We start from the raw sequence: 24,579 nt of genomic DNA, 5'->3' as shown, positions 1-24,579 counted from the left end.
GGGAACAGGCTCAGCTATGGCTTACCCGGTGCTGTCCACCTATCGCCTGCAACTGCGGGGCGCTTCGGCGGGCGACGCGTTCACTTTCGCCGACGCCGAGAAACTCCTCGAGTACCTCGACGGCCTCGGCGTCTCCCACCTCTACCTGTCCCCCATCCTGACTGCGGCCCCGGGCTCCACCCACGGCTACGACGTCACCGATCCGACGACGGTGTCCGAGGAACTGGGCGGCGCCGACGGCCTGGCCCGGCTCGCCGAGGCCGCCAAGGCCCGTGGGCTGGGACTCGTCGTCGACATCGTCCCCAACCACGTCGGGGTGGACCAGCCGCAGCGCAACCCGTGGTGGTGGGATGTGCTGCAGCACGGCAGGCAGTCCCCGTACGCGACGTACTTCGACATCGACTGGTCGGCCGACCCCGAAGGCCGAATTCTGTTGCCCGTCTTGGGCTCCGATGGTGATGTCGCGGACCTGAAGGTCGACGGTGACGTGCTGCGGCTCGGCGACTTGGCGTTCCCGATCGCCCCCGGCACGGGCGAAGGCTCCGGGGCCGAGGTGCACGACCGCCAGGCTTACAAGCTGATCGGCTGGCGCAACGGAGTCTGCGGCTACCGCCGATTCTTCTCGATCACCTCGCTGGCGGGCCTGCGCCAGGAGGACCGGGTGGTGTTCGAGAAGTCGCACGCCGAAGTGGCCCGGTGGTTCACCGACGGTCTGGTCGACGGCGTGCGCATCGATCACCCCGACGGCCTGACCGATCCGACCGGGTACCTGCGGTGGCTGCGTGAGTTGACCGGTCCGCAGGCCTGGATCGTGATCGAGAAGATCCTCGGCGTCGACGAACCGCTGGACCCGTCGCTGCCCATCGACGGCACCACCGGCTATGACGTACTGCGCGAGGTCGGTGGGGTCTTTGTCGACCCAAGCGGTGCCGAGGCGCTGACCGAACTCGTCAATGCCAATGGCTTCGACTACGCAGGTGCGCCGGAACTGTTGCGGCAGTTGAAGATCGACACTGCCACCCACACCCTGTCCAGTGAGCTGGCCCGGCTCTGCCGGTCGATCGTGGCGACGGCGGGTGCCGATCACCCGCAGTTGCCGCAAGCGGTGGCGGCACTGCTGACCAATGTCGGTGTGTATCGGTCGGATTACCTGAACCTGGCGACGGTGATGTCCACCGCCATCGCACACACCGTTACCGCCCAGCCGGAGCTTGCTGTTCCGCTGGAACTGGTGTCGGCCGCGCTGGCCGGCGACTCCAGCGAGCCGGGCGCGCGGCTACAGCAGCTGTGCGGGGCGATGACGGCAAAGTCGGTGGAGGACTGCTATTTCTATCGCGATGCGCGGCTGGTCTCGCTCAACGAAGTCGGTGGCGAGCCGGAGCGGTTCGGCGTCAGCGCCGCCGAGTTCCATCGCAGCGCCGCGGTCCGCGGGCGGCTGTGGCCGAAGTCGATGACCACGCTGTCCACCCACGACACCAAGCGTGGCGAGGATGTGAGGGCCCGCATCGGCGTGCTGTCGCAGGTGCCGTCACTGTGGGCGGAGTTCGTGAGCAGCTGGCAGACCAGCACGCCGGCCCCGGACGCAGCGACGGCGTTGTTCCTGCTGCAGAACATCTTCGGGGTGTGGCCGGCCGACGGGCAGATCACCGACGAACTGCGGACGCGCCTGCACGCCTACACCGAGAAGGCGATCCGGGAAGCCGGTTGGCATACCTCGTGGAACGACCCCGACACCACTTTCGAGGACGGAGTGCACGCCTGGCTCGACGCCATCCTGGACGGTCCGGTGGCCACCGAGATGACCGGCGTCGTGGTTCAGCTCGAGCCGCACGCACACGGCGACGCGCTCGGGCAGAAGTTGCTGGCGCTGACCGTCCCCGGCATCCCCGACGTCTATCAGGGCACCGAGCTGTGGGAAGACAGCCTCGTCGACCCCGACAACCGCAGGCCGGTCGACTACTCGGTGCGTGGCGCCGAGCTGGAACGCCTGTCGCACAGCAAGATTCGCGTGGTCCGAGCGGCGCTGCACGCCCGCCGGGATCACCCGGAGGCGTTCCTGTCCGGCGACTACCGCCCGCTGCTCGCCACCGGCGTCGCCGCGCCGCACATCGTGGCGTTCCAACGAGGTGTGGACGTTCTGGTCGCGGTGACCCGCTGGACCGTCCGCCTGCACCACGACGGCTGGGGCGACACGGCTCTGCCGCTTCCGGAGGGGGTGTGGACCGACCGGCTGACGGGCGCAAGCTGGACGGGTCCGACACCGGCCGGTGACCTGTTCGCCGAGCTGCCCGTCATCCTGCTGGAGAGATCAGATGCCTGAATTCGCGGTGTGGGCACCGCTGCCCAAGCGTGTGCGCGTCGACGTCGACGGACAGCTCCATGACATGACCGCCGACGACGACGGTTGGTGGCGCGCCGAAGTCGACGCCGCACCGGACGCCCGGTACGGGTTCGTTCTGGACGACGACCCGGCGGTGTTGCCCGATCCGCGGTCGGCGCGCCAGCCGGACGGGGTGCACGAGCGGTCGCAGCTCTGGGACGCCTCGGCGGCGCAATGGTCGGATGAGTTGTGGGCGGGCCGCTCGATCGAGGGTGCGGTGATCTACGAGCTGCACACCGGCACGTTCACGCCGCAGGGCACCTTCGACGCCGCGATCGACAAACTGGACCACCTGGTGGATCTCGGAGTCGACTTCGTCCAGCTGATGCCCGTCAACGCCTTCAACGGCGACCACGGCTGGGGATACGACGGGGTGCTGTGGTACGCGGTGCACGAACCGTACGGCGGCCCGGACGGTTTGGTGCGCCTGATCGACGCCGCACATAACCGCGGGCTCGGAGTGTTGATCGACGCGGTGTTCAACCATCTGGGCCCGTCGGGCAACTATCTACCGAAGTTCGGACCCTACCTGTCGTCGGTGAGCAATCCCTGGGGTGAGGGCATCAATCTGGCCGGCCCCGATGCCGATGAGGTGCGCCGTTACATCCTCGATTGCGCGCTGCGCTGGATGCGTGACTTTCACGCCGACGGCCTGCGGCTGGATGCGGTGCACGCCCTGGTCGACAACACCGCAATTCACATCCTCGAGGAGATGACCGCCGAAACCGATTCGCTGTCAGCGGTTGTGGGCCGACCGCTGTCGCTGATCGCCGAGAGCGACCTGAACGACCCGCGGCTGATCACCCCGCGCGATCGCGGCGGGTACGGCCTGACGGCGCAGTGGGACGACGACATCCACCACGCCATCCACACCGCGGTCTCCGGCGAACGACAGGGCTACTACGCCGATTTCGGCTCGATGTCGGCGTTGGCCTCGACCCTGCAGAACGGCTACTTCCATGCCGGCACCTACTCGTCGTTCCGACACCGCAGGCACGGCAGGCCGCTGGACAAGACGCTGATCCCGGCGACCCGGCTGACCGCCTACACGTGTACGCACGACCAGGTCGGCAATCGCGCAACCGGCGACCGGCCGTCGCAGAACCTCGACTACGGCCAGCTCGCCATCAAGGCCGCACTCGCACTCGGATCACCCTATACCGCAATGCTTTTCATGGGTGAAGAGTGGGCGGCGTCCAGCCCGTTCCAGTTCTTCAGCTCGCACACCGAGCCCGAGCTGGCCAAGGCGACCGCCGAGGGGCGGAAGGCCGAATTCGCCGACCACGGCTGGGATGCCGACGACATCCCCGATCCGCAGGACCCGCAGACGTTCCTTCGCTCGAAGCTGAAGTGGGACGAGGTTCATGAAGGCCGGCATGCGGAACTCCTGGCGTTCTATCGGGGGCTGATCGCGTTGCGGCGCGAGGAGCCCGACATGGCCGATGCGTGGCTGGCGCACCTGGTGATCGACTACGACGAGGACGAACGCTGGATCGTGCTGCGGCGCGGCCGCGTTGCGATCGCCTGCAACCTCGGCGAGGAGCCGGTCAGTGTGCCGGTCACCGGCGCGGTCGTGCTGGCCTGGGGTGATCCCGGTGTGGGCGCGCATGGCACCCAACTGCCGGGCCACTCCGTGGTGGTGACTAAATAGCGTTCGCCGGCGCGATGTTCTGGTTCACGTGGAACACATTGTCGGGGTCGTACTGCGCCTTGACTTCGGTGAGCCGCTGATAGTTGGGCCCGTATGTGGCACGCACCCGATCCTGGCCTTCGTCCATCATGAAGTTCACGTAGGCCCCACCCGCCGAATGCGGATGGGTGGCGTCCCAGTAGTCCACCGTCCAGCGCTTCAGCGTCTCGGCGTTCGCCGGGTCGGGGTCCACACCGGCGATCACCTGGGAGAAGTTGACGTCCCGATACGCGAACGCGGTGTCGGTCGGCCCCACCCGATGGACAGCGCCGTCGATCGGGTACAGATGCATCGTCGAATGCATCGTCGGCAGCTGCTCGCCGAACGCAGCATGGGCGGCCACCGCCTCGTCGGAAATCGTCCGGAAGAAGTCACCCCGCCAATACCACTGCAGCCCTTTGGGATACAACGCATCGAAGGTGGATTGCAGGGCCGGATACGGCGCCTGCCCGATACCGTCGAACGCCGGCGCCATCTTGCGCACCGGGGCGAACACCTCCTCGGCCCGCCCGGGGTCACCGGAGTAGCACCACACCACCGCACACGCCTTCTGCATGTGGAAGTCGGCGGGGAACGGTTCGGCCGGCGGAACGGTCATCGACGCGAAGAACCCGTAGAGATCGTCGTCCTGGGCCGGCAGGAAGTCGCGGTACCAGCTGAGGATGTCCGCGGTGGCAGCACCCGGCCATGCGGTCGGTCCACAGATCACGGTGTGCACCGGATGCAGGCGGAACGTGAACGAGGTGACGATTCCGAAGTTTCCGCCGCCGCCCCGCAAGGCCCAGAACAGATCGGGGTGCTGGGACTCCGACGCGGTGACGATTCGGCCGTCGGCGAGGACGACCTCGGCTTCGAGCAGGTTGTCGATCGTCAGGCCGTACTTGCGGGACAGGTAGCCGTGGCCGCCACCGAGCGTGAGGCCACCCACACCCGTTGAAGCGATGATCCCGGACGGCGTCGCCAACCCGAAGGCGTGCGTTGCGGCGTCCACCTGACCCCACGTCGCACCGCCCTGGACCCGCACGATGCGCGCGTCGGGATCGACATCGACGCGGTTGAACCGGGACAGATCGATGACGATGCCGCCCTCGACCGTGCCGAAGCCGGGACCGTTGTGGCCCCCGCCGCGGATCGCGATCGTGAGATCGGACCGTCTCGCGTGATCGAGCGCTCCCACGATGTCCTCGATCGACCCGCACCGAACGATCACCGCGGGCCTCTTGTCGATCATGGCGTTGTGCACGGCCCGGGCGTCGTCGTATTTCGCGTCGCCGGGCACGATAACCTCGCCACCGAGCCGGCTTGCAGTACCGCTGCTCGCATCGATAATGCTCATCCCGTCATCTCCTTGCTTGTGACACCGATGCACCGACGCTAAGCGCGCTCAGGTCACGCGTCATGACCACAACCAAGCATTTCCGGGTCGCGGCCACAATGGTCAGATCTGACTATCGACCGGGTGGCTGCAGCGCTATTACGTTGTGCACATGGCGCAGTGGACGCCACCGCCGCTCCCGGCAGAACTGCTGGTCCGCCGCCGCGGCCCGTTCGTGGGTCGTGCGGTGGAGCTGGCCGCGTTCGAGCAGGCCTGGCAACGGGTCTCCAGCGGTGTACGTCAAGTGGTGTTCATCGGCGGGGAACCCGGCGCGGGCAAGTCACGACTGGCCGCTGAAATCGCCGGCACACTCTCCGATCACGGCGTCGCGGTGCTGGTCGGCAGCTCGGCCGCCGATGGCGGTGTCCCCTACGAACCGTTCGCCGAAGCACTCGACCGCTTCCTGGACACCGGCCCGCCCGGTTGCCTCCTTGAGCCGCTCGAGGACTGTGGGCCGCAGCTGCGGCTGCTGTCCCGCCGGGTGGATCGACATGTGACCGACGATTTCGCGCCTGACGAGTCCGGGGCCGGACGCCGGCGCCTCTTCGATGCGTTGACGACGTTCCTGCGCCGCTTGACCGTCGACCGTCCGGTGGCATTGATCCTCGAAGACCTGCACTGGGCGGCTCCGCCGACGCTGGCGATGCTCGAGCACCTGGTCGCCGGTTGCGCCGACGTGCCCCTGCTGATTGTGGCGACCTTCCGCACGACACCGCCCGACCGATCCGACGAACTCATCGGCCGACTGGCCGAGATGCATCGGTTCGACGGTGTGCGGCGCCTTGATCTGGCCGGCCTGGACACCGACGCGATCGTCGAATTCGTCACCCGGACACAGGAACTGCCGACGCCGACGGCGCGCACAGCCGCGGTGCTGCTGCGCGACAGGACCGGCGGCAATCCGTTCTTCCTCACCGAACTGTGCAATGACCTACACACGCACGGCGGGCTCGTCTCGTTGAGTTCACACCACACCGTCCCGGCATCGATTGGCGATGCCATCGCCAGCCGGTTGGCCGGACTGGGTGCCGCAGTGCAGGAGATCATCGAACAGGCTGCGGTCCTCGGTGAGACTTTCGACCTGCCGGCTCTGATCGCCGGTAGCGAAACGGATGTCACCGTCACACTGGCAGCGGTTGATTCAGCGGAAGCGCTGGGTTTGATCCGGGCGGTGCCGGACTCCGATGACGACTTCGCGTTCGTGCACGCGCTGACTCGCGAAGCGGTGATCAGCAAGATGCCCGCCTCGCGTCTACGGATCATGCACGCACGCGCCGCCATTGCGCTCGAGGGGCGGGCCGATCCAGCGGTGGTGCCACGGTTGGCCAACCACTACCTGCTGGCGAATGTGCTCGGCTATCACGAGAAGGCGTTGCGGTACGCGCGGGAAGCGGCCCGGATGGCCGAGCACAGCCTGGCGTACGAGGACGCGGCGAGATGGTACGAGCGGGCCGGCTCGCTTCCGGAACTGGACCTGGCGGAGCGAGCCGGATGCACCCTGAGTGCCGCCGCCAATCACGTTCGCGCCGGGGATTTCGCCCGGGCGCGCGGCATGTACGAAAACATCAGTGCGATCGCCGATCCACTCATCCGGCTGGCGGCGGCGGTCGGCTATGAGGACGCGAATTGGCGTCCGGGACTGGCCGATTCGAAGGCGGCCGACCTGTTGGCAGCGGCTTTGGAGTCGTGCGGCCTGACCGCCGACGACCCCCGGTACGTGCAAGCTCTGGGAAGCTTCGGACGCGCGCTTGCGTTCGCCGGGGAGACGGTGCGGGCACGCGACATCAGCAATCTGGCGATCGAGCACGCCCGGGAGATCGGCGATCCAGACGTGATCTCGCATGCCCTGGAGACCAGCCTGTGGCACGGCCTCACCCCCGACATGTGCGAAAGTCAGTTGGAGCGTTCCAGCGAGCTGTCGCGGATGGCGCTGTCGCGCCGGGACTACGAGGCGTTGGGCTCGGCGTCACATTTCCGTGCACTGGCCAGTTATCAGGCCGGTCAGCCCCACGAGCTGGCGGCGTCCGCAGCCGACATGCAACGTGCTGCACAAGCATCCGGGCAGCCCTTCTTCAGCTTCGTCGGCGCATGTGCGCAGGGCGGCCTGGCCTTTCTGCGTGGCGACTTCCAGCATGCCGAGCAATGGGCCGAGGTGGCGCTGCGTACCGGCGGCCTGCTCGGCGCCGACACCACCGAGGGTTCCTACGGGGTTCAGATGTTCATGCTCCGACGGGAGTCCGGTGACCTCAAGCGCTACAGCGGATTCCTGGACGGCAGCGAGGCGTTCACGGGCCGCTGGATCCCGGGAATGCTGGCCCTGTACACCGAACTCGGCTGTGAGGCGGGGATGAACCGGGCGCTCACCCAGCTGATGAGTCGCAATCTCGAGGAACGAGCCGGATACGCGCAGTGGCCGATGGAATTGGTCTTCATGGTCGAAGCAGCATTGGAGCTCTGCGATGTCGAAGCACTTCACGCGCTGCGCCCCCTGCTGGCCCGCTACGAGAACAAGAACATCATGTCGGGTCAGTTCGTCGCGATCTTCGGCAGTGCCGACCGATATCTCGCGAGAATAGCCGCCCTCACCGGTGACAACGCTTCGGCGGAGCGACATTTCGCCGTCGCGCTGGAGATGGACCGGCGCATGGGTTCGGCGGTGCACGTTGCCGAGACGCTCGCGCGGCAGGCGGCCTTCGCGGCAACCTGTGGTCAGCCCAGGGAGGCACGCAGACTGGCCGACGAGGCGCGTTCGATCGCTGCGCCTATCGGGCAGTCGCGGGTTCTCGGCCTGCTGAGCGCGCTGCTCACCAACGGTCCGGACGGGCTTACCGAGCGCGAGGTCGAGGTGCTACGGCTACTGGCGGCAGGTCTGAGTAACCGGGCCATCGGAGAACGGCTCTACATCAGCACCAACACCGCGGCAAACCACGTCCGCAGCATCCTGCTGAAAACCGGTGCTACCAACCGCACCCAGGCAGCGATGTATGCCGCCGACCGCGAACTGCTCGACTAGGACATCAGATGGCGGCCGACGAGCCGTCCGGCAGCACCTTGTTCGTCACCTCGACGATGACGTCGGCGGGAAGCCCGGCCCGGACGGCGGCCGTTCGGATGGCCTCGGGGCTCGGGGCTTCATAGAGGCAATAGGTCTTCCGCCGGTCCGCAGACAGGAACGAATACAGCCAGCGGACGCCCTCCTCGGCATTGAGCCGGTTGATCCCGTCGGCGACGTCGAAGCTGGGTTCAAGTTGCTCGGCGTAATTCCGTTCGACCATGAATAACGGCACGGCGGCCTCCTGAGGTTCGGCCCAGCATACGCTGACGCGCGCGTCAGGTCAGGTATCGGTAGGCCGGCGAACCGGGCTCCAGCGGTTCGACGTGGAGGCCGGAGGCATCCATGCGGGCCCGCAACCCGTCGAGCCCGGCGGCGGAGCCGAGCTCGATACCGACCAGCGCCTCGCCGGTTTCGCGGTTGTTGCGCTTGACGTACTCGAACAGCGTGATGTCGTCGCCGGGGCCGAGGATTTCGTCCAGGAACCGGCGCAGCGCACCCGGCTCCTGGGGGAAGTCGACGAGAAAGTAGTGCTTGAGGCCCAGGTGGACCAACGACCGCTCGAGCACCTCGCCGTAGCGCGACACGTCGTTGTTGCCGCCGGAGATCAGGCACACCACCGTCGACCCCGGTTCCACGTCGGCCTCCAACAGCCCGGCCACCGACAGCGCACCGGCAGGCTCGGCGATGATGCCCTCGTTCTGGTACAGGTCGAGCATTGCTGTGCAGACCGCACCCTCGTCGACCGTCGTCACCGAGACCATGTCACCGGCCGCGGCCAGCGCCTGATACGGCAGCGCGCCGATCTGCTTGACCGCGGCCCCGTCGACGAACTGGTCGACGTGCTCGAGGTCGACCGGGCCACCGGCGGCCAGCGCCGCGATCATCGATGCCGCGCCGGCCGGCTCGACACCGAGCACGGCGGTGTTGGAAGTCCGCTCGGCCAGGTAGGTGGTGATGCCGGCGATGCAGCCGCCGCCGCCGACCGGGACGACCACCAGGTCCGGTTCGGCGTCGAGTTGGGCGAGGATCTCGACGGCGATGGTGCCCTGCCCGGCCATCGTGCGCACATCGTCGAACGGCGGGACCAGCGTGGCCCCGGTGCGGGCGACGTCGTCGAGGGCCGCCTCGGCGGCCAGGTCGTACGTCGCGCCGCCGACGATCAGGTCGATGAACTCGCCACCGTGGTAGCGGATGCGGTCGCGCTTCTGCTTCGGGGTCTTGGCCGGCACGTAGACCCGGCCGTGCACGCCCATCAGCCGGCATGCCAGTGCGAAGCCCTGCGCGTGATTGCCGGCCGACGAGCACACCACCCCGGCGGCGATCTCGGCGTCGGTGAGCTGTTTGAGCAGGTTGTAGGCGCCGCGCAGTTTGTAGGACCGCACTCTTTGCAGATCCTCGCGCTTGAGGTAGACGTCGGCGCCGGTGGCCTGCGACAACCGGTCGCTGTACTGCAGCGGGGTTTGACTGACCACGTCGGAAATTCGCTGATCGGCCTCATCGATGTCGGCCGCTGAGATAGGTGGGCTCAGCGGCGTCCTTCGAGAATCCTGGCTCAGTTCAGCGGACACCGATCAATGGTGCCACCGGCCGCGCCAAATCAGTGAATCGTGCTGGAGATATGGGTGGTGAAGCGATGCGCCAGCAGCCTCACGAGGTCGGGGTGGGAACCCAGCGGCTCGGTCACCGCCTGCGCCCCGCAGGCGGCGAGCCTGGTGTGGAAGACCCCGGGCGCCAGCAGGTAGGAGGCGATGAAGACCCGCCGTCCGGAACGACGGATCCGGCCGACCAGGTCGGCGACCGTCGGCGCACCCGTCGCGACGAAGCCGAGGTGCACCTCGCCCACCAGATCGGCGAGCAGACTCGCGGCCCGGACCAACTCGCGTCGAGCGGCCGGATCCGACGACCCGGCCGCCGCCATCACCACCGCGTCACCGGGTGACCAGCCCACCTCGAGCAGTCGGGTGCGCATGAGCTCGGCCAGCACCGGGTCCGGTCCCAGCGCCGGCGTGATCGTCACGCACGCGTGGCCGCTTTCGGTCACCCGGGCCGGCAGATCGGTGTTGACGTGGTAGCCCGACGCCAGGAAGGCCGGCACGACGACCGCCGGCACCGCCGAATCTGCCAGCACCTCGCGAGGATTGGGCCCGAGGACGTCGACGAAAGCGGTCCGCACCGGACCGACGTGTTCGGCGACGGCTGATGCGATCTCGGTGATAGTGGCCAGCCCCAGCGGATTCCGGGTGCCGTGGGCGACCAGGACCAGGTCGGGTGTCATGTCGCCTCCACATCCACCGCGAGTCGGTAGCCGCGTTTGACCACGGTCTGGACCACCCGCGGGGCGGCCAGCGCCGAGCGCAGCCGCGCCATCGCGGTCTCGACGGCGTGGGTGTCGTCACCACCACCGGGAAGTTCGGCGAGCAGCTCTTCGCGCGACACCACCAGGCCGGGCGCAACCAGCAGTCGCCGCAGCAGGGCCATGGCCGCCGGCGGCAGCACCTTGAGCTCACCGTCGACCTCGACGCTGGCGCTACGGACGCTGATGTGATGGCCGCCTGCGCTGAATTGCTTTGCCAGGACCGGCAGTTCGTCGGTGATCAGCCGGGCCAGCGCACCAAGCCGGTATCGCTGCGGCGAGCGCGGCTCGATGCCGAGTCGGGCCAGCGGGCTGGCCGTGACCGGGCCGACGCAGAACACCGCCACGTTGTGGCGCAGCGCGTGAATCAAACAATCAAGCGCACCAACGGCTTTCGCACGTTCGAGCAGCGAGGCGACGGCTGGCGCGCTGGTGAAGCTCACCGCGTCGACGTCGGAGTTGACGATCATCGAAATCAGGTGGTCGATGCGCCGGGTGTCATCGGGCTGCTCCCAGCGGTAGACCGGCACCCGCACCACCTGGGCTCCGGCCCGGGCCAGGGCGTCACAGATGTCGGTGTCGGGCTCCCATTCGCTGGCCGCACCATGCAACTGGACCGCAACGCGCAGTTGGTCCACGCCCTCGGAGAGCAGTCGCTCCAGCACTTCCACCGACGATTCCGACTCCGGGCTCCACTCCTCGCACAATCCGGCCTGGCGGACCGCGCCGCGCGCCTTCGGGCCGCGCGCCAGGATGCGTGTCGAGCCCAGGGCGGCGAGCAGGCCGTCGTGTACATCCCAACCGTGGGCGGCTTCCACCCAGCCCCGAAACCCGATCCCGGTTGTCACCACCACCAGGTCGGGCGGTTCGGCGATGAGCTGCTCGGTCACCCGGTGCAGCTCGACGTCGTCGACCAGGGGAACGATCCGGATCGTCGGCGCGTGGACAACGGCGGCACCGCGTCGCTCGAGGAGCGTGATGAGTTCTTCGGCCCGGCGCGCGGCGGTTACCCCGACGGTGAAGCCGGCCAGCGGGTCAGCGACTTCTGATCTCGACGAATCCATCGACCACCCTGACGTCGTAGACCGGCAGTGCGTGTGACTCGTCGTCGAGGCACCGACCGTCGACCAGGGAGAACACCTGCTTGAGCAACGGCGAAGCCACGGTGGGCTCGCCGCGCCGATCCCCGACCAGACCGCGCGACATCACCGCCGCGCGTCCGAACGGGTCGATGTTGCCGACTGCGGCCAGCGTGCCGTCGGCCAACAAGAACAATGCCGCCTGCTGGCCGTCGGGCAGCAGCACCGCGACGCCGCGCCCGGTGAGCAGTGCGCTCCGGGGGCATGCGGTCGTCCAGACATCGACATCCAGCCCCAGCCGGGTGTCTGCAAGAACTGTCATGGTTTCAAGCCTCCAGGGGTTGTGTTTCGCGGCTGTTACGCGTGGCTTTCAGCCGCGTTGACGCTGCCGGGGCATGCCCAGCAGAAGCGGCACCTTGCGGGGACCGGTCTCGTCGAACGCGACGGTCGGGTCCGACTCGTCGGGCGCATTGACGAACGACACGAACCGAGCCAGTTTTTCCTGGTCGTTCAGCACGCCGGCCCATTCGTCGGAGTAGCCATCGATATGTCGGGCCATCGCGTCGTCGAGGTCGGCCGCGATGCCCAACGAGTCCTCGCACACGACGTCGCGGATGTGATCAAGCCCACCTTCGATGGTCTCCTGCCAGACGGCGGTGCGCTGCAGGCGGTCTGCGGTGCGGACGTAGAACATGAGGTAGCGGTCGATGTAGCGGACCAGGGTTTCGGAATCGAGATCGCCGGCCAGCAGCTGCGCATGCTTGGGATTGGCGCCGCCGTTGCCGCCGACATAGAGGTTCCAGCCCTTCTCGGTGGCGATCACCCCGACGTCCTTGCCGCGCGCCTCGGCGCATTCGCGCTGGCAACCCGAGACGCCCATCTTGATCTTGTGGGGGGAACGCAGCCCGCGATAGCGCAGTTCGAGTTCGACGGCCATCGCCACCGAGTCCTGCACGCCGTAACGGCACCAGGATGAGCCGACACAACTCTTCACCGTGCGCAGCGACTTGCCGTAGGCGTGGCCGGATTCCATGCCGGCGTCGACCAACCGCTTCCAGATCTGCGGCAGCTGCTCGACGCGGGCGCCGAACAGATCGATGCGCTGGCCGCCGGTGATCTTGGTGTAGAGGCCGAAATCGCGGGCCACCTCGGCGATCACGATCAGCTGTTCGGGGGTGACCTCACCACCGGGCAGCCGCGGCACCACCGAATACGTGCCGTTGCGCTGAATGTTGGCCAGGAAGTGGTCGTTGGTGTCCTGCAGTGCGGCCGTCTCGTCGTCGAGAATGTGGTCCGAGGAGGTGGATGCCAGTATCGAAGCCACGACCGGTTTGCAGATGTCGCAGCCGGTGCCGGTGCCGTGTTCGGCGATCAGTCTCGAGAACGTGCGGATACCGGTCGTTGCGATGATCTGGAACAGCTCGGCACGGGACTGCGGGAAGTGTTCGCACAGCGCCTTGGACATCGCCACGCCCTGCGACTCGAGCAGCCGCTTGAGCATGGGAATGCAACTGCCGCAGGATGTTCCGGCGGCCGTCGCGCACTTGATCGCCGGTACGTCATGGGCGCCGTCCGCAATCGCGCCACAGATGCTGTGTTTGGACACCGCGTTGCACGAGCAGATCTGCGCGTCGTCGGGCAGTGCGCCGACCCCGACCTCGGCCCCGGCCGGCGAGATCAGTGTCGCCGGGTCGGCGGGCAGCGGGCGGCCGACCAGCGGGCGCAGCGTGGAGTACGCTCCTGCGTCGCCGACCAGAATACCGCCCAGCAACGTCGAAACATCGTCAGACACAACCAGTTTGGCGTAGGTCTGGTTGACGGCGTCATTGAGGACGACTTCCAGCGCACCGGGTGTGGTGGCGTGCGCGTCGCCGAAGCTGGCGACGTCGACACCGAGGAGTTTGAGTTTGGTGGACAGGTCCGCGCCCGGGAACTCGGCCGCGCCGCCGACCAGCCGATCGGCCACCACCTCGGCCATCGTGTAGCCCGGTGCAACCAGGCCGTAGCAGCGGCCCTCGACGGCCGCGACCTCACCGATGGCGTACACCCGCGGATCGGAGGTCGCGCAGCTGAGATCGGTCAGCACCCCGCCACGTTCGGCGAGCGGAAGTCCGCTCACCCGGGCCAGCTCGTCACGCGGGCGCACCCCGGCGGAGAACACCAGCACCGCGGCGTCGAGCTGCTCGCCGTTGGACAGTGACACCGTGATCCCGTCACCGCTCTCGACGATCTCGGTGGACGCGACGTCGGTGTGTACGACGATGCCGAGATCGGTGATCAACCTGTTCAGCAGCGCACCGCCGCCGTCGTCGACCTGGATCGGCATCAGTCGCGGCGACCGTTCCAGCACATGCGGAGTCAATCCGAGCAGTTTGAGTGCGTTGGCTGCTTCCAGACCCAGTAGGCCACCGCCGACGACGATGCCGGTGGCCCCGGGGCGGGCCGCCGCGGCGGCCGCGCGGATCGCGTCGAGGTCTTCCAGCGTTCGGTAGACGAAGCAGCGGTCCAGATCGCTGCCGGGGATCGGCGGAACGAACGGGTACGAGCCGGTTGCCAGCACAACCGCGTCATAGCCGATGCGCTCCCCCGCTGATGTGATGACATGACAGCGCTCCCGGTCGATGGCGGTGGCCGGCTCACCGATCCGCAGGTCGACCAGTTCGTCTCCGGCATAGTCGTTTCCGGCCAGGGCCAGCGTCGTCCGGTCCCAGCCGTCGATGTAGGACGACAGGCCGACCCGGTCGTAGGCCGCCGTGGGTTCCTCGCACAGCACGATCACCCGCCAGTTTCCGCCACGGTCGCGATCGCGCAGGGCCTCGACGAACCGGTGGCCGACCATGCCGTGGCCGACGACCACGACGGTACGGCGTGCGGCGCTCATGCGGCGGCCGCCGCGCTGCCGACCGCCGAGTTGTCGGTACCGATGGCATTGGCGCGCTTGGGAGTCCGCACGTAGGCGAACCAGGTGATCACCGCGCACAGGACGTAGAACCCGAGGAACACCCAGAACGCCATGGTCGCGGACTTGGCCGGCGACAGGTAGGACGCCCGCAGGGCGATGTTGACACCGACCCCGCCGAGTCCTCCGACCGCACCGGCGATCCCGATCAGGGCACCCGACATCCGCAGTGACCATGCGCTGCGCTCCGCCATGCTGAGGTCGATGCTCTTCGACTTGGCCTCGAAGATCGACGGGATCATCTTGTAGACGGAGCCGTTGCCCATACCGGACAAGATGAACAGCGCGATGAAGCCGGCCACGATGGCGGCCATCACGCCGCCCGACGCCGGGCCGGGGGTGGCATCGTCGATTTCGCCGATCAGCACCAGCACGATGGCGGCGAGGATCATCGCGAAGAACGTGTAGAGGGTGACCTTTCCGCCACCGAAGCGGTCCGACAGCCAACCGCCGAAGGGGCGCGACAGCGAGCCGAGCACCGGGCCGATGAACGCGATCTGAGCAGCATGCAGCGAGGCCTGCGCGGTCATCGCCGGGGTGACGGGCCCCCCATGCGACAGCCCGGCCAGGAAGTTGATCTGCAGGACTTGACCGAACGCGAAGCCGAAGCCGATGAACGACCCGAACGTACCGATGTAGAGCAGGGAGATCAGCCACGAATCACGATGGGCCAGAACATCGATCATCGAACGCGCATCGCTTCGCTGATTGGTGAGGTTGTTCATGTACAGCGCCGCCCCGACCGCGGCCAGCGCGATCAGCACCAGATAGGCGGCACAGACCAGGTGCGGTGAGCGGTTGCCTACTCCCGCGATGACCAGTAGACCGATGATCTGGACGACGGCGACACCGATGTTGCCGCCGCCGGCATTCAGGCCGAGCGCCCAACCCTTGTGCCGCTGGGGATAGAAGGCGTTGATGTTGGTCATCGAGGAAGCGAAGTTCCCGCCGCCCACCCCGGCGAAGGCGGCCACGATCAGGAACGTGGTGTACGAAGTGCCCGGGTGTGCCATGAAATACAGCGTCAGCACGGTCGGCACCAAGAGCGCCAGGGCCGAGAAGATGGTCCAGTTGCGGCCCCCGAAGCGGGCAACGGCGAACGTGTACGGGATGCGCAGGATGGCGCCCACCAATGTCGGGACCGCCACCAGGAAGAACTTCCCTGCGGCGTCGATGTGGTAGACATTCTGCGGCATGAACAGCACCATGACCGACCAGATCGACCACACCGAGAAACCGACGTGCTCGGCGAAGATCGACCAGATCAGGTTGCGGCGTGCGATTTTCGCGCCGCCGTTGTTCCAGGCCTCGACGTCTTCGGCATTCCAGTCGTCGATGTCGTAGCCCCTGTGGGTAATGGAAGTCTGCATGGGATCACGGTAGGAATTCTTTGTTGCGCCTTCGCTGCACGCCGTGATCCTGATGTCACAACCTGCTCACTTTGGTGGGAGCGCCGTCGTGAGGTCAGTACACGTCGCGCAGATACCGTTTCGCGGCGATCAGTTCTCGCTTGTAGTCGCGTGCGGCATCGGCACCGAGATGGCCGTGGGTCTGAATGATCGTGTCCAGGGCGATGTCGACGTCTCTGGCCATCGCCGTGGCGTCACCGCAGACGTAGAGGTGGGCGCCGTCCTGCAACCAGGCCCACAGTTGCGCCCCGTTGTCGATCATGGTGTCCTGCACATAGATTCGCCGGCGCTGATCCCGGGAGAACGCGAGGTCGAGCCGGTTCAGAAAGCCGTCGGTGACCATATCGGTCAGATCGTCTTCGTAGTAGAAGTTTTCGGCGCGGTGCCGGTCGCCGAAGAACAACCAGTTGCGGCCGGTGTGGCCCAGGGCACGGCGCTCCTGAAGAAATCCGCGGAACGGCGCGATCCCGGTGCCCGCACCGATCATCACGATCGGCGCGGTGGCGTCTTCCGGGGGGCGAAAGTGCGGTGATCGCTGCAAGAACACCGGAACATCACGGGCACGGTCGGCCAGGAACGTCGAGCACACTCCCCCGCGCTCTCCGCCGTCCGGCGCCTGGTAGCGGACGATCGACACCGTCAGCTGCACTTCATGTGGGCTGACCAGCGGGCTCGACGAAATCGAATACAGTCGAGGGGTCAGCCGAACGAGTACCTCCTGCCACTGCTCGGCGCCGGCCCGGACACCGAAGGCACGTACGACGTCGATCCCGTTGCGTCCCAGCCGCCAGGTGTCCAGCTGCGCGCGAGCGGCCCGCAGTTGCCTGGCGGCAGACTTGTCCGCCGTCGTCTCGGCGAGGAAGGCCAACAGGTTCGGGGTCACGCGACAGATGTCGTAACTCTCGGTGAGTGCCTGGCGCAGTGTGCATTCCGCCCCGTCGACCTCCACCACCTCGTCGCCGCTGAGGCCGGTCGCCGCCAGCCACGCGGCGACATCGGCATCGCTGTTGTGTGGCAGCACACCCAGCGAGTCGCCGATGGCGTAGGTGACGTCATGCTCGGAGATGTCGAAGCCGAGCTGGCGCACCTCCTTGGCCGCCGAGGGCGGGGTCAGCCTGATGTTGCGAGTCAGCCGGGCGGGGATGGGTCGGGCGCGGGTGAACGGTTCGGCCGGTTGCGTTGTGGCGGACAGGTCGGCGACTGCCGGTTTCGCCCCGGTGGCATTGACGAGCTCGACCACCTGCTTCGTCCACGACATCAACGAATTCTCGTCGTGCGCTTCGCAGTCGCTGCGGTCGAGCAGGCGGGTGGCCCCCAGTTCGGCCAACCTGGTGTCGAGAGATCGCGCGTGGCCGCAGAATTGGCCGTAGGACCGGTCGCCGATTCCCAGCACCGCGAACCGAAGCCCGTGCAGGTCCGGGGCGTCCGGCGCCCGGAGCCGATCCCAGAAGGCGGCACCATTGTCGGGAGGCTCGCCATCGCCGAACGTACTGGTCACCACCAACACGTCGCGCGCTGCGAGATCATCCAGTGCACAGTCGTCCATGCTGACGAGTGTTGCCGCGAGCCCGGCCGCCGCCAGTTGATCGACCAGCCTGGTGGCCAGGTCCTCTGCGTTTCCGGTCTGCGAGGCCCACAGCACCAACGGACCTGACACGGCGTCGCGCTCGGGAACATGTGATCCGTCGGTGACACGCGAGTACGTTCCGGCCAGCAGTCCGTCCACCCACAGTCGGACCGTTCGGCTGACCGGCGCGGTTGCGGGGAGCACCGGAACGCCTGCAACGTCTCCCTTGAGCGCCGCGAAAAACCCTGCCAAATAGACTTGTTCGTCGTCGGTGACCGATGGCGGAAGCGGTCTGCTCACCGTCTTGGTCGGACGCACGCTCACCGCGCACACTTTGAGTTCCGGTTGTAGCGAATCCTTGTCCACCGCATCACTGGTCAACGCATTGATAGCCAGATATTCGCCATGCTCGTCGTTCCAGTGGAACGGCGCAAAACAGCTGCCGGGCCGCACCCGGTCGGTGACGACGGCGGGCAGCACCGCGCGGCCCCGCCGGGACTGCAGTTCCACGGACTGGCCGTCGACGATGTCGAGCACCTGGGCGTCGGTCGGGTTGATCTCCACGAACGGGCCGCCGTTGAGCTTGTTGAGCTTGGCGACCCGGCCGGTCTTGGTCATGGTGTGCCACTGGTGCGGCAGCCGACCGGTGTTGAGCACCAACGGAAATTCATCGTCAGGACATTCGTGCGGTTCCATGTGCGGCCGGGGGTGAAACACCGCACGGCCCGACGGCGTGGCGAAGGCCACCGTTCCGTCGTTGAGATAGCGAACCGGATGGCGATCCTCGGTGTCGCCGGGTGGGCACGGCCACTGCACCGGTGATTCGCGCAGCCGCTCGTAGCTGACACCCCGAATGTCGTACCCGGTCTTGGGATTGGCGAAGTGACGGATCTCGTCGAAGATCTCTTCGCTGGACCGGTAGTCGAAGTGCGCGCCGAACCCCATGGCGGCGGCCACCTGGCAGATCAGCTGCCAGTCGGGCCTGGCCTGTCCGGCCGGTGAAACACATTGCCGGACGAGGGTCAGATTGCGCTCGGAGTTGACCATCACGCCATCGGACTCCGCCCACAGCGCCGCGGGCAGCACCACATCGGCATAGCGGTTGGTGGCGGTGTCGGCGTAGGCGTCCTGCGTGACCACGAGTTCGGCGGCCTCCAGCCCGGCGATCACGCCGGCGCGGTTGGGCACACTGGCCACCGGATTGGTGCAGATGATCCAGCAGGCCTTGATGTCACCGGTGGCCATCTGAGAGAACATGTCGACGGTTCCGCGGTTCACATCGGCGCGGATCGTTCCCGGCTCCAGACCCCACACCGCCTCGACGAACGACCGGTCCTCGGCGGAGGCCACCGAGCGCTGACCGGGCAATCCCGGTCCCATGTAACCCATTTCACGGCCGCCCATGGCGTTGGGCTGGCCGGTGAGAGACAGCGGGCCGCTACCGGGCCGGCAGATCGCACCCGTGGCCAGGTGCAGATTGCAGATGGCGTTGGTGTTCCACGTGCCGTGAGTGCTCTGGTTGAGACCCATCGTCCACAGCGACATCCATTCGCCCGCCTCGGCGATCATCGTTGCCGCGGTGCGAATATCGGCTTCGGACAGGCCGGTGATCTCGGCGACGCGGGCCGGCGGATAGTCGGCGAGGAACTCCGGCATCGCCGCCCAGCCCTCGGTGTGCGCGGCGATGAAATCGGTGTCGATGTCGCCGGATTCCACCAACAGATGCAGTAGCCCGTTGAGCAGCGCCAGATCGGTACCGGGCCGGATCTGCAGGAAGAGGTCGGCCTTGTCCGCGGTGGCGGTGCGCCGCGGGTCGACGACTATCAGCTTGGCGCCGGCCCGCAGCCGGTCGGCCATTCGCAGAAAGAGGATGGGATGACAGTCGGCCATGTTGGCGCCGATGACGAAAAACAGATCGGCACAATCGAAATCGTCGTAGGAGCCGGGTGGACCGTCCGCGCCGAGGGATTGCTTGTAGCCGGTCGCGGCACTGGCCATACACAGCCGCGAGTTCGATTCGATGTTGACGGTGCCGATGAAGCCCTTGGCCAATTTGGTGGCGAGATACTGGGCCTCCAGCGACATCTGGCCGGAGACGTACAGGGCAATCGAGTCCGGCCCGTACCGGTCACGAATGTCGGCGAGCCGGCTGCCCACCATGGCGGCAGCGTCCTCGACGGAGGCCGCCTCGAATTGCTCGCCGCGCGCCGGCCGGATCAGCGCATCGACCGCGCGGCCGTCGGTGTTGGCCATCAATTCGGCGTGCGTGGCGCCCTTCGTGCACAACCGGCCGAGGTTGGTGGGATGAAGCCGGTCACCGACGACACTGGCGATGACCGGACCTCCGGGGCCGGGCTTCGTGCGCACGTCGATGCCACATCCGACACCGCAGTACGAGCACGCGGTACGGATGTGGTCGGCGCAGTCAATCCGGGCAGCCACGACCCAACAGTGCCTACGGCACATTACGGAAGGTGCCGTAGCGCGTTATCACGACGATAAACCGCGCTCACTTCGTCGGCGGCGCTCGTGTGAGAACTCGGGTGGCGATGTAACACTTGTCAACATGGCCACCGCCTCCTACCACCACGGCAATCTGCGGCAGGCCCTCCTCGAACACGGGGTCGCGCTGGCCCGTGCGGGTGGCCCGGACGCCGTCGTGCTGCGCGACGTCCAGCGCCTGGCCGGGGTGAGTAATTCGGCCGCCTATCGGCACTACGCCGACCGGCGGGCGCTGCTGGCCGCGGTGAAAGCCAACGTCATGGCCCAGCTCGGTGGGGCGATGGTCGAGGCGCTCGATCGGGTGCCGGACGACGGTCCGTCGACCGACCGGGCACTGGCCCGGTTCCGCGCCACCGGCCAGGCCTACGTCGACTTCGCGGTGGCCGAGCCGGGGCTGTTTCGTACCGCGTTCGCGCCGGACGGCACGGAGCCCAACGAGGAAACGGTGCCCGCCGATCGGCATCCGTTCCAGATCCTGCGCGGCTGCATCGATGACCTGGTGGCGGCGGGGATGCTCGCCCCCGACCGGCGGGACGGATTCGACGAGGCGGCCTGGGCTGCCGTCCACGGCGCCGCGACCCTCTTCTTGGACGGCCCGCTCGGGATGGCGGGCACCGATCGGCAACGACTGATCACCACTCGCCTGCTCGACACGATCGGCGAGGGCCTGCGCTAGCCAGATGTTGACAGCGTTAACTTCAGGCTGGCATGCTCGGGGATGTTATCGCCGTCAACATGAAGGGTCAGGCGTATGACTGTCGACATCGAGCCGGCCCCGGCCCACCTCTCCGGCAGGGGTCGCCCCGTCGCGATCCTCGCGGTCGTGCTGGTCGCCGCCCTGGCCATCAACGTCGAGACGACGATCGTCAATGTCGCGCTGCCGACCCTGAATTCGGCGCTCGGCGCCTCCACCAGGGCGCTGCAGTGGATCGTCGACGCCTACAACCTGGCCTTCGCCGCGCTGGTGCTGGCCGGCGGCACGATCGGCGACCGCTTCGGCAGGCGCGGCACCCTGATCGGCGGCCTGATCCTGTTCGCGCTCAGCAGCATTGGCGCCGCCTTGTGCACCTCGACCGGCCCGCTGATCGCGATGCGACTGGCCATGGGGGTCGCCTCGGCGCTGATCTTCCCCACCACCCTGGCCATCATCACCGACACCTTCCGGGAGCCCCGCCGGCGCGCAGCCGCCATCGGCGTCTGGGGTGCGGTCACCGGCCTCGGCGTCGCGATCGGGCCCATCCTCGGCGGCGCCCTGCTGGAGGTGTTCTGGTGGGGCAGCTTGTTTCTCGCGCTGGCGCCCATCGCACTGGCCGCCGCCCTGGCCGCTCCCATCGTCATCCCGGCATCGAACCCCGGCAGGCAGCACCGACTGGACAGCGGCGGCCTCGCCCTGTCGGTCGTGATGCTGGGGGCGCTGGTCTACACGATCATCGAAGCGCCCGACCGCGGCTGGGCCAGCGCCCCGACGCTCGCGGGATTCGCGGTCGCACTGATCGCCGCGGTGGGCTTCGCCTGGTGGGAACGCCGGCAACACGAGCCGCTGATCGACGTGAGCCTGTTCACGAACCTGCGGTTCAGTGCCGCCAGCGGCGCGGTGACCGTCGCGTTCTTCGCGCTGTTCGGGTTCATCTTCCTGATCACCCAGTTCATGCAACTGCTGCAGGGCAACAGCCCCTTGGAGACCGGGGTGCGGATCCTGCCCGTCGCGCTGTCCATCGCGGTCGGCTCGATCGTCGGAACCCGGCTGGCGGTGACCCGCGTCGGCACCAAAGTCGTTGTCTTCGTTGGCCTTCTGCTGCTGGCGGCGTCGTTCGGCTGGATCGCGGCCAGCGACCTCGCAGTCACCTACCCGACGATGGCGATGCAGATGGTGCTTCTGGGTGGCGGGCTGGGGTTGACCACGGCTCCGGCCACCGACTCGATCATGGGCGTGGTGCGTCCCGAACAGGCCGGCGCGGGGTCCGCGGTCAACGACGCCACCCGACAGGTCGGCGGGACCCTCGGCGTCGCGGTCATCGGCAGCATCTTCTCCACGCTCTACATCCGGCATCTGGCCGACAGTCAGGCGCTGGGCGCGATGCCGACGGAGGCGCAGTCCACCGCCCGTGAAGGCCTGGCGCAGGGACTGGCGGTGGCCGGCCAGGCGCCGCCGCCGTTGGCCGCCGCAGTGCGCGGTGCCGTCGACGACGCGTTCCTCGCCGGGTTGCAGGCCGGGTGCCTGACGGCCGCCGCGGTCTGCCTGGCCGGTGCGGTATTCGTGCTGGCAGTGCTGCCTGCGCACCCGAGAACAGCATTACCCGAATCATAGTTTTCGGGCACCCGAAAACGAGGTATAGTCGAGCCATGACGAGCATGGACCAGGTGCAGATCGCGGGCATTCCGTGGCCGCGGTACAAGCTGGTCGCGCTGCTGCTCGGTCTGATCGTCTTCGCCGTGGTCGGCGTCGTCACGATGAGCGCCGCGCCCGCCGTGCTGCTGGGCGCCGCCACCTCGACCGTGGTGTGGCTGGTGTTCGGCCTGCGCCGCAAGCACTAACGCTCCAGGACTCGTTTCAGGGCCGCCAGGTCGGCCGCCACTGCCGCCGCGTCGGCGGCGTAGTCGTCGTCCGACATCTCCGGCCTGCGCCGCAGGGTGAACACCACCTCGCACCACTCATCGCCCGCCGGGACCACTCGCAGCGGATTGAACACCGGCTCGCCGGAGGGCAGATTCACGACATGGTCGAGCACTCCGAGGTCGTTGGCGGGGGTGAACTCGATGGTGATCTGCCCCATCGGCGACTGAGCGACCCACGTATCGCCGACGCGGGTCAGCTCGCTCCGGGCCAGGCCGGCCGCCCATTCCGGCAGGTGGGCCGGATCGGATGCGTAGCGATACACCTCGACTGCCGAACGGTTGATCCACACGCTGATGTGCCGGGACTCCATGGCGTCCACGTTACTGAGGGCCGTGGATCCCGCAGGTGCACGCGTCGATCGACGGACAGGTGCAGGCCATCGCCCATTCGATGATTCCGCGGGCGCGCGCCAGCGTCGCCATCTGCGCATCGATATCGGCGAGCTTGGCCTCGGCCAGCGCCCGGCTGGCCGGCCGCCCTGGGGCGTCGTCGTGCAGCAGCACGGCGATCTCGTCGAGCGCGAACCCCGCCGCCTTGCACAAACCGATCACCTCGAGTCTGATCAGTACGGCGTCGTCGTAGCGGCGTTGACCGCCAGCCCGCGACGGCGCGGACAACAACCCGATCTTCTCGTAGTAGCGCAGCGTGGTAGGCGCAACGTTCGCCCGTCGGGCGACATCGCCGATGGTTAGTGCAGAGGTCATGGCCGCCTTTCGCAACCGGGCTTGACTTGGAGCCAACTCTAAGTCTTTCACTGTGCGGTATGGATTCTTTGCACGCCAGCCGCTACGCCCTGCTGCGGACCTATCGCCGCGACGGCCGCGGCATCGATACCCCGATCTGGTTCCACCTCGACGGCGCCACCCTGGTGTTCCGCACCAAGGTCGGACCCAAGACCACGCGGATCGTCAACGACCCGCGGGTGGAGCTGCGGGTGTGCGACTACAAGGGTCGCGTTGCCGATTCCGCGCCCACGCTCGCCGGGCAGGCCACTCTGCTGTCGGGCGCGGCGGCGGAACGCGCCAACCAGCAACTGCGAACGCGGTACGGCTGGCAGTACAACCTAATCCCCCTGTTGCCACTGCCCGGCGTCAAGAACGTCGACGCCAGCCTGCCCTGGCGGGAGAAGTGGGAACGCCTGCGCACTGCGAACCTCTGGCCGGGCAGCGCAATCGTGCGGGTCGAGCTGGCCGCCTAGGCCTCCAACAGCAATTGCACGGTCGCGCGTAGCTCTGCGAGGCGCTGCCGGCCCAACACCCGCTCCCAATGCCGTTCGACAGCAAGGGCATTGGAACGCATCACGCGGAGAGCCGCACGCCCGCGCGGTGTCAATGCGATCAGCAAGGCGCGGGCGTCGGCGTCGTCGGGAGATCGCACGACGTAGCCGTGGGCTTCCAGGGCGCGGATCGCCTGCGCCACCGCCTGCCTGCTGACCCGCAGCCGATCGGCCAGATCGGAGGCGTGCAGCGCGCCACCAGCCAGCGGCACGAGGGCCATCGCCTGTGCGGGCCGCAGGCCGTCGAGGCCGGCCGCCGCGAACGCCGCACGCAGGCCCGGACCGCCGCTGGCGGCCAGCATGTGCACCAAGGCGGG

The 24,579-nt window shown here is 67.6% G+C and carries 19 protein-coding genes; 7 read left to right on the top strand and 12 right to left on the bottom strand.

Features of this window, described 5'->3' with window-relative positions; all coding sequences use genetic code 11:
• Nucleotides 1-16: 16 nt before the first annotated feature.
• Nucleotides 17-2,320, top strand: coding sequence for a malto-oligosyltrehalose synthase (treY, locus tag AB431_RS13875; RefSeq protein ID WP_047330410.1), 2,304 nt, complete (start codon nt 17-19; stop codon nt 2,318-2,320).
• Nucleotides 2,313-4,031, top strand: coding sequence for a malto-oligosyltrehalose trehalohydrolase (gene treZ, locus AB431_RS13870; protein ID WP_047330409.1), 1,719 nt, complete (start codon nt 2,313-2,315; stop codon nt 4,029-4,031). Before treY ends, treZ begins: the two co-directional genes overlap by 8 nt.
• Here the strand turns inward: treZ and AB431_RS13865 are convergent.
• The gene (locus AB431_RS13865) at nt 4,024-5,406 is read right to left on the bottom strand and encodes an FAD-binding oxidoreductase (protein WP_047330408.1); all 1,383 of its coding nucleotides are present in this window, start codon (nt 5,404-5,406) and stop codon (nt 4,024-4,026) included. The two genes, treZ and AB431_RS13865, sit on opposite strands and share 8 nt — an antisense overlap.
• Nucleotides 5,407-5,557: 151 nt before the next feature.
• Here AB431_RS13865 and AB431_RS31480 point away from each other — a divergent pair, with 151 nt between their 5' ends.
• Nucleotides 5,558-8,458: a helix-turn-helix transcriptional regulator gene (locus tag AB431_RS31480; RefSeq protein WP_047330407.1), complete on the top strand. Its 2,901-nt coding sequence runs from the start codon at nt 5,558-5,560 to the stop codon at nt 8,456-8,458.
• Between the two features lie 4 nt (nt 8,459-8,462).
• Here AB431_RS31480 and AB431_RS13855 read toward each other — a convergent pair whose 3' ends face one another.
• The 8 genes from AB431_RS13855 to AB431_RS13820 form a co-directional block, all read right to left on the bottom strand.
• The gene (locus tag AB431_RS13855; protein WP_047330406.1) at nt 8,463-8,732 is read right to left on the bottom strand and encodes a DUF4242 domain-containing protein; all 270 of its coding nucleotides are present in this window, start codon (nt 8,730-8,732) and stop codon (nt 8,463-8,465) included.
• A 43-nt stretch (nt 8,733-8,775) separates the two neighbouring features.
• A complete protein-coding gene (gene ilvA / locus AB431_RS13850; protein ID WP_047330405.1) occupies nt 8,776-10,068 on the bottom strand; it encodes a threonine ammonia-lyase IlvA in 1,293 nt (430 codons plus the stop codon).
• A gap of 29 nt (nt 10,069-10,097) precedes the next feature.
• Complete coding sequence (locus AB431_RS13845; protein ID WP_047330404.1) at nt 10,098-10,775, bottom strand: sirohydrochlorin chelatase; 678 nt, start codon at nt 10,773-10,775, stop codon at nt 10,098-10,100.
• On the bottom strand, nt 10,772-11,917 hold the full coding sequence (locus tag AB431_RS13840) for a uroporphyrinogen-III synthase (protein ID WP_047330403.1): 1,146 nt from the start codon (nt 11,915-11,917) through the stop codon (nt 10,772-10,774). Before AB431_RS13840 ends, AB431_RS13845 begins: the two co-directional genes overlap by 4 nt.
• On the bottom strand, nt 11,889-12,254 hold the full coding sequence (nirD, locus tag AB431_RS13835) for a nitrite reductase small subunit NirD (RefSeq protein WP_047330402.1): 366 nt from the start codon (nt 12,252-12,254) through the stop codon (nt 11,889-11,891). Before nirD ends, AB431_RS13840 begins: the two co-directional genes overlap by 29 nt.
• 48 nt (nt 12,255-12,302) lie before the next feature.
• Nucleotides 12,303-14,813 carry a nitrite reductase large subunit NirB gene (gene nirB, locus AB431_RS13830; RefSeq protein ID WP_047330401.1) on the bottom strand — a complete coding sequence of 837 codons (2,511 nt, stop codon included), beginning with the start codon at nt 14,811-14,813 and terminating at the stop codon, nt 12,303-12,305.
• On the bottom strand, nt 14,810-16,261 hold the full coding sequence (locus AB431_RS13825) for a NarK/NasA family nitrate transporter (RefSeq protein ID WP_047330400.1): 1,452 nt from the start codon (nt 16,259-16,261) through the stop codon (nt 14,810-14,812). The genes nirB and AB431_RS13825 overlap by 4 nt, the downstream gene beginning before the upstream one ends.
• 94 nt (nt 16,262-16,355) lie before the next feature.
• Nucleotides 16,356-20,309 carry a bifunctional nitrate reductase/sulfite reductase flavoprotein subunit alpha gene (locus AB431_RS13820; protein WP_235435893.1) on the bottom strand — a complete coding sequence of 1,318 codons (3,954 nt, stop codon included), beginning with the start codon at nt 20,307-20,309 and terminating at the stop codon, nt 16,356-16,358.
• Between the two features lie 124 nt (nt 20,310-20,433).
• Between AB431_RS13820 and AB431_RS13815 the strand changes: the two genes are divergently transcribed.
• The 3 genes from AB431_RS13815 (at nt 20,434) to AB431_RS13805 (ending at nt 22,904) form a co-directional block, all read left to right on the top strand.
• Nucleotides 20,434-21,045 carry a TetR/AcrR family transcriptional regulator gene (locus AB431_RS13815; RefSeq protein ID WP_047330398.1) on the top strand — a complete coding sequence of 204 codons (612 nt, stop codon included), beginning with the start codon at nt 20,434-20,436 and terminating at the stop codon, nt 21,043-21,045.
• A gap of 75 nt (nt 21,046-21,120) precedes the next feature.
• Entirely contained in the window at nt 21,121-22,677 is a 1,557-nt protein-coding gene (locus AB431_RS13810) for an MFS transporter (RefSeq protein ID WP_047330397.1), read from the top strand.
• 35 nt (nt 22,678-22,712) lie between these two features.
• On the top strand, nt 22,713-22,904 hold the full coding sequence (locus AB431_RS13805) for a hypothetical protein (RefSeq protein ID WP_047330396.1): 192 nt from the start codon (nt 22,713-22,715) through the stop codon (nt 22,902-22,904).
• Here AB431_RS13805 and AB431_RS13800 read toward each other — a convergent pair.
• The gene (locus tag AB431_RS13800) at nt 22,901-23,296 is read right to left on the bottom strand and encodes an SRPBCC family protein (protein WP_047333406.1); all 396 of its coding nucleotides are present in this window, start codon (nt 23,294-23,296) and stop codon (nt 22,901-22,903) included. The genes AB431_RS13805 and AB431_RS13800 overlap by 4 nt on opposite strands.
• 10 nt (nt 23,297-23,306) lie before the next feature.
• Nucleotides 23,307-23,690, bottom strand: a complete 384-nt coding sequence (locus AB431_RS13795; RefSeq protein WP_047330395.1) for a MerR family transcriptional regulator — start codon at nt 23,688-23,690, stop codon at nt 23,307-23,309.
• A gap of 59 nt (nt 23,691-23,749) precedes the next feature.
• Between AB431_RS13795 and AB431_RS13790 the strand changes: the two genes are divergently transcribed.
• Nucleotides 23,750-24,184, top strand: coding sequence for a PPOX class F420-dependent oxidoreductase (locus AB431_RS13790; protein WP_047330394.1), 435 nt, complete (start codon nt 23,750-23,752; stop codon nt 24,182-24,184).
• Here AB431_RS13790 and AB431_RS13785 read toward each other — a convergent pair.
• Nucleotides 24,181-24,564 carry a MarR family winged helix-turn-helix transcriptional regulator gene (locus AB431_RS13785; protein ID WP_047330393.1) on the bottom strand — a complete coding sequence of 128 codons (384 nt, stop codon included), beginning with the start codon at nt 24,562-24,564 and terminating at the stop codon, nt 24,181-24,183. The genes AB431_RS13790 and AB431_RS13785 overlap by 4 nt on opposite strands.
• Nucleotides 24,565-24,579: the final 15 nt, after the last annotated feature.

Origin of the sequence: Mycobacterium sp. EPa45, from assembly GCF_001021385.1 — a bacterium.
In the GTDB taxonomy this organism is placed as follows: Bacteria; Actinomycetota; Actinomycetes; order Mycobacteriales; family Mycobacteriaceae; genus Mycobacterium.
This window is presented reverse-complemented; position numbering and strand designations above follow the sequence as displayed.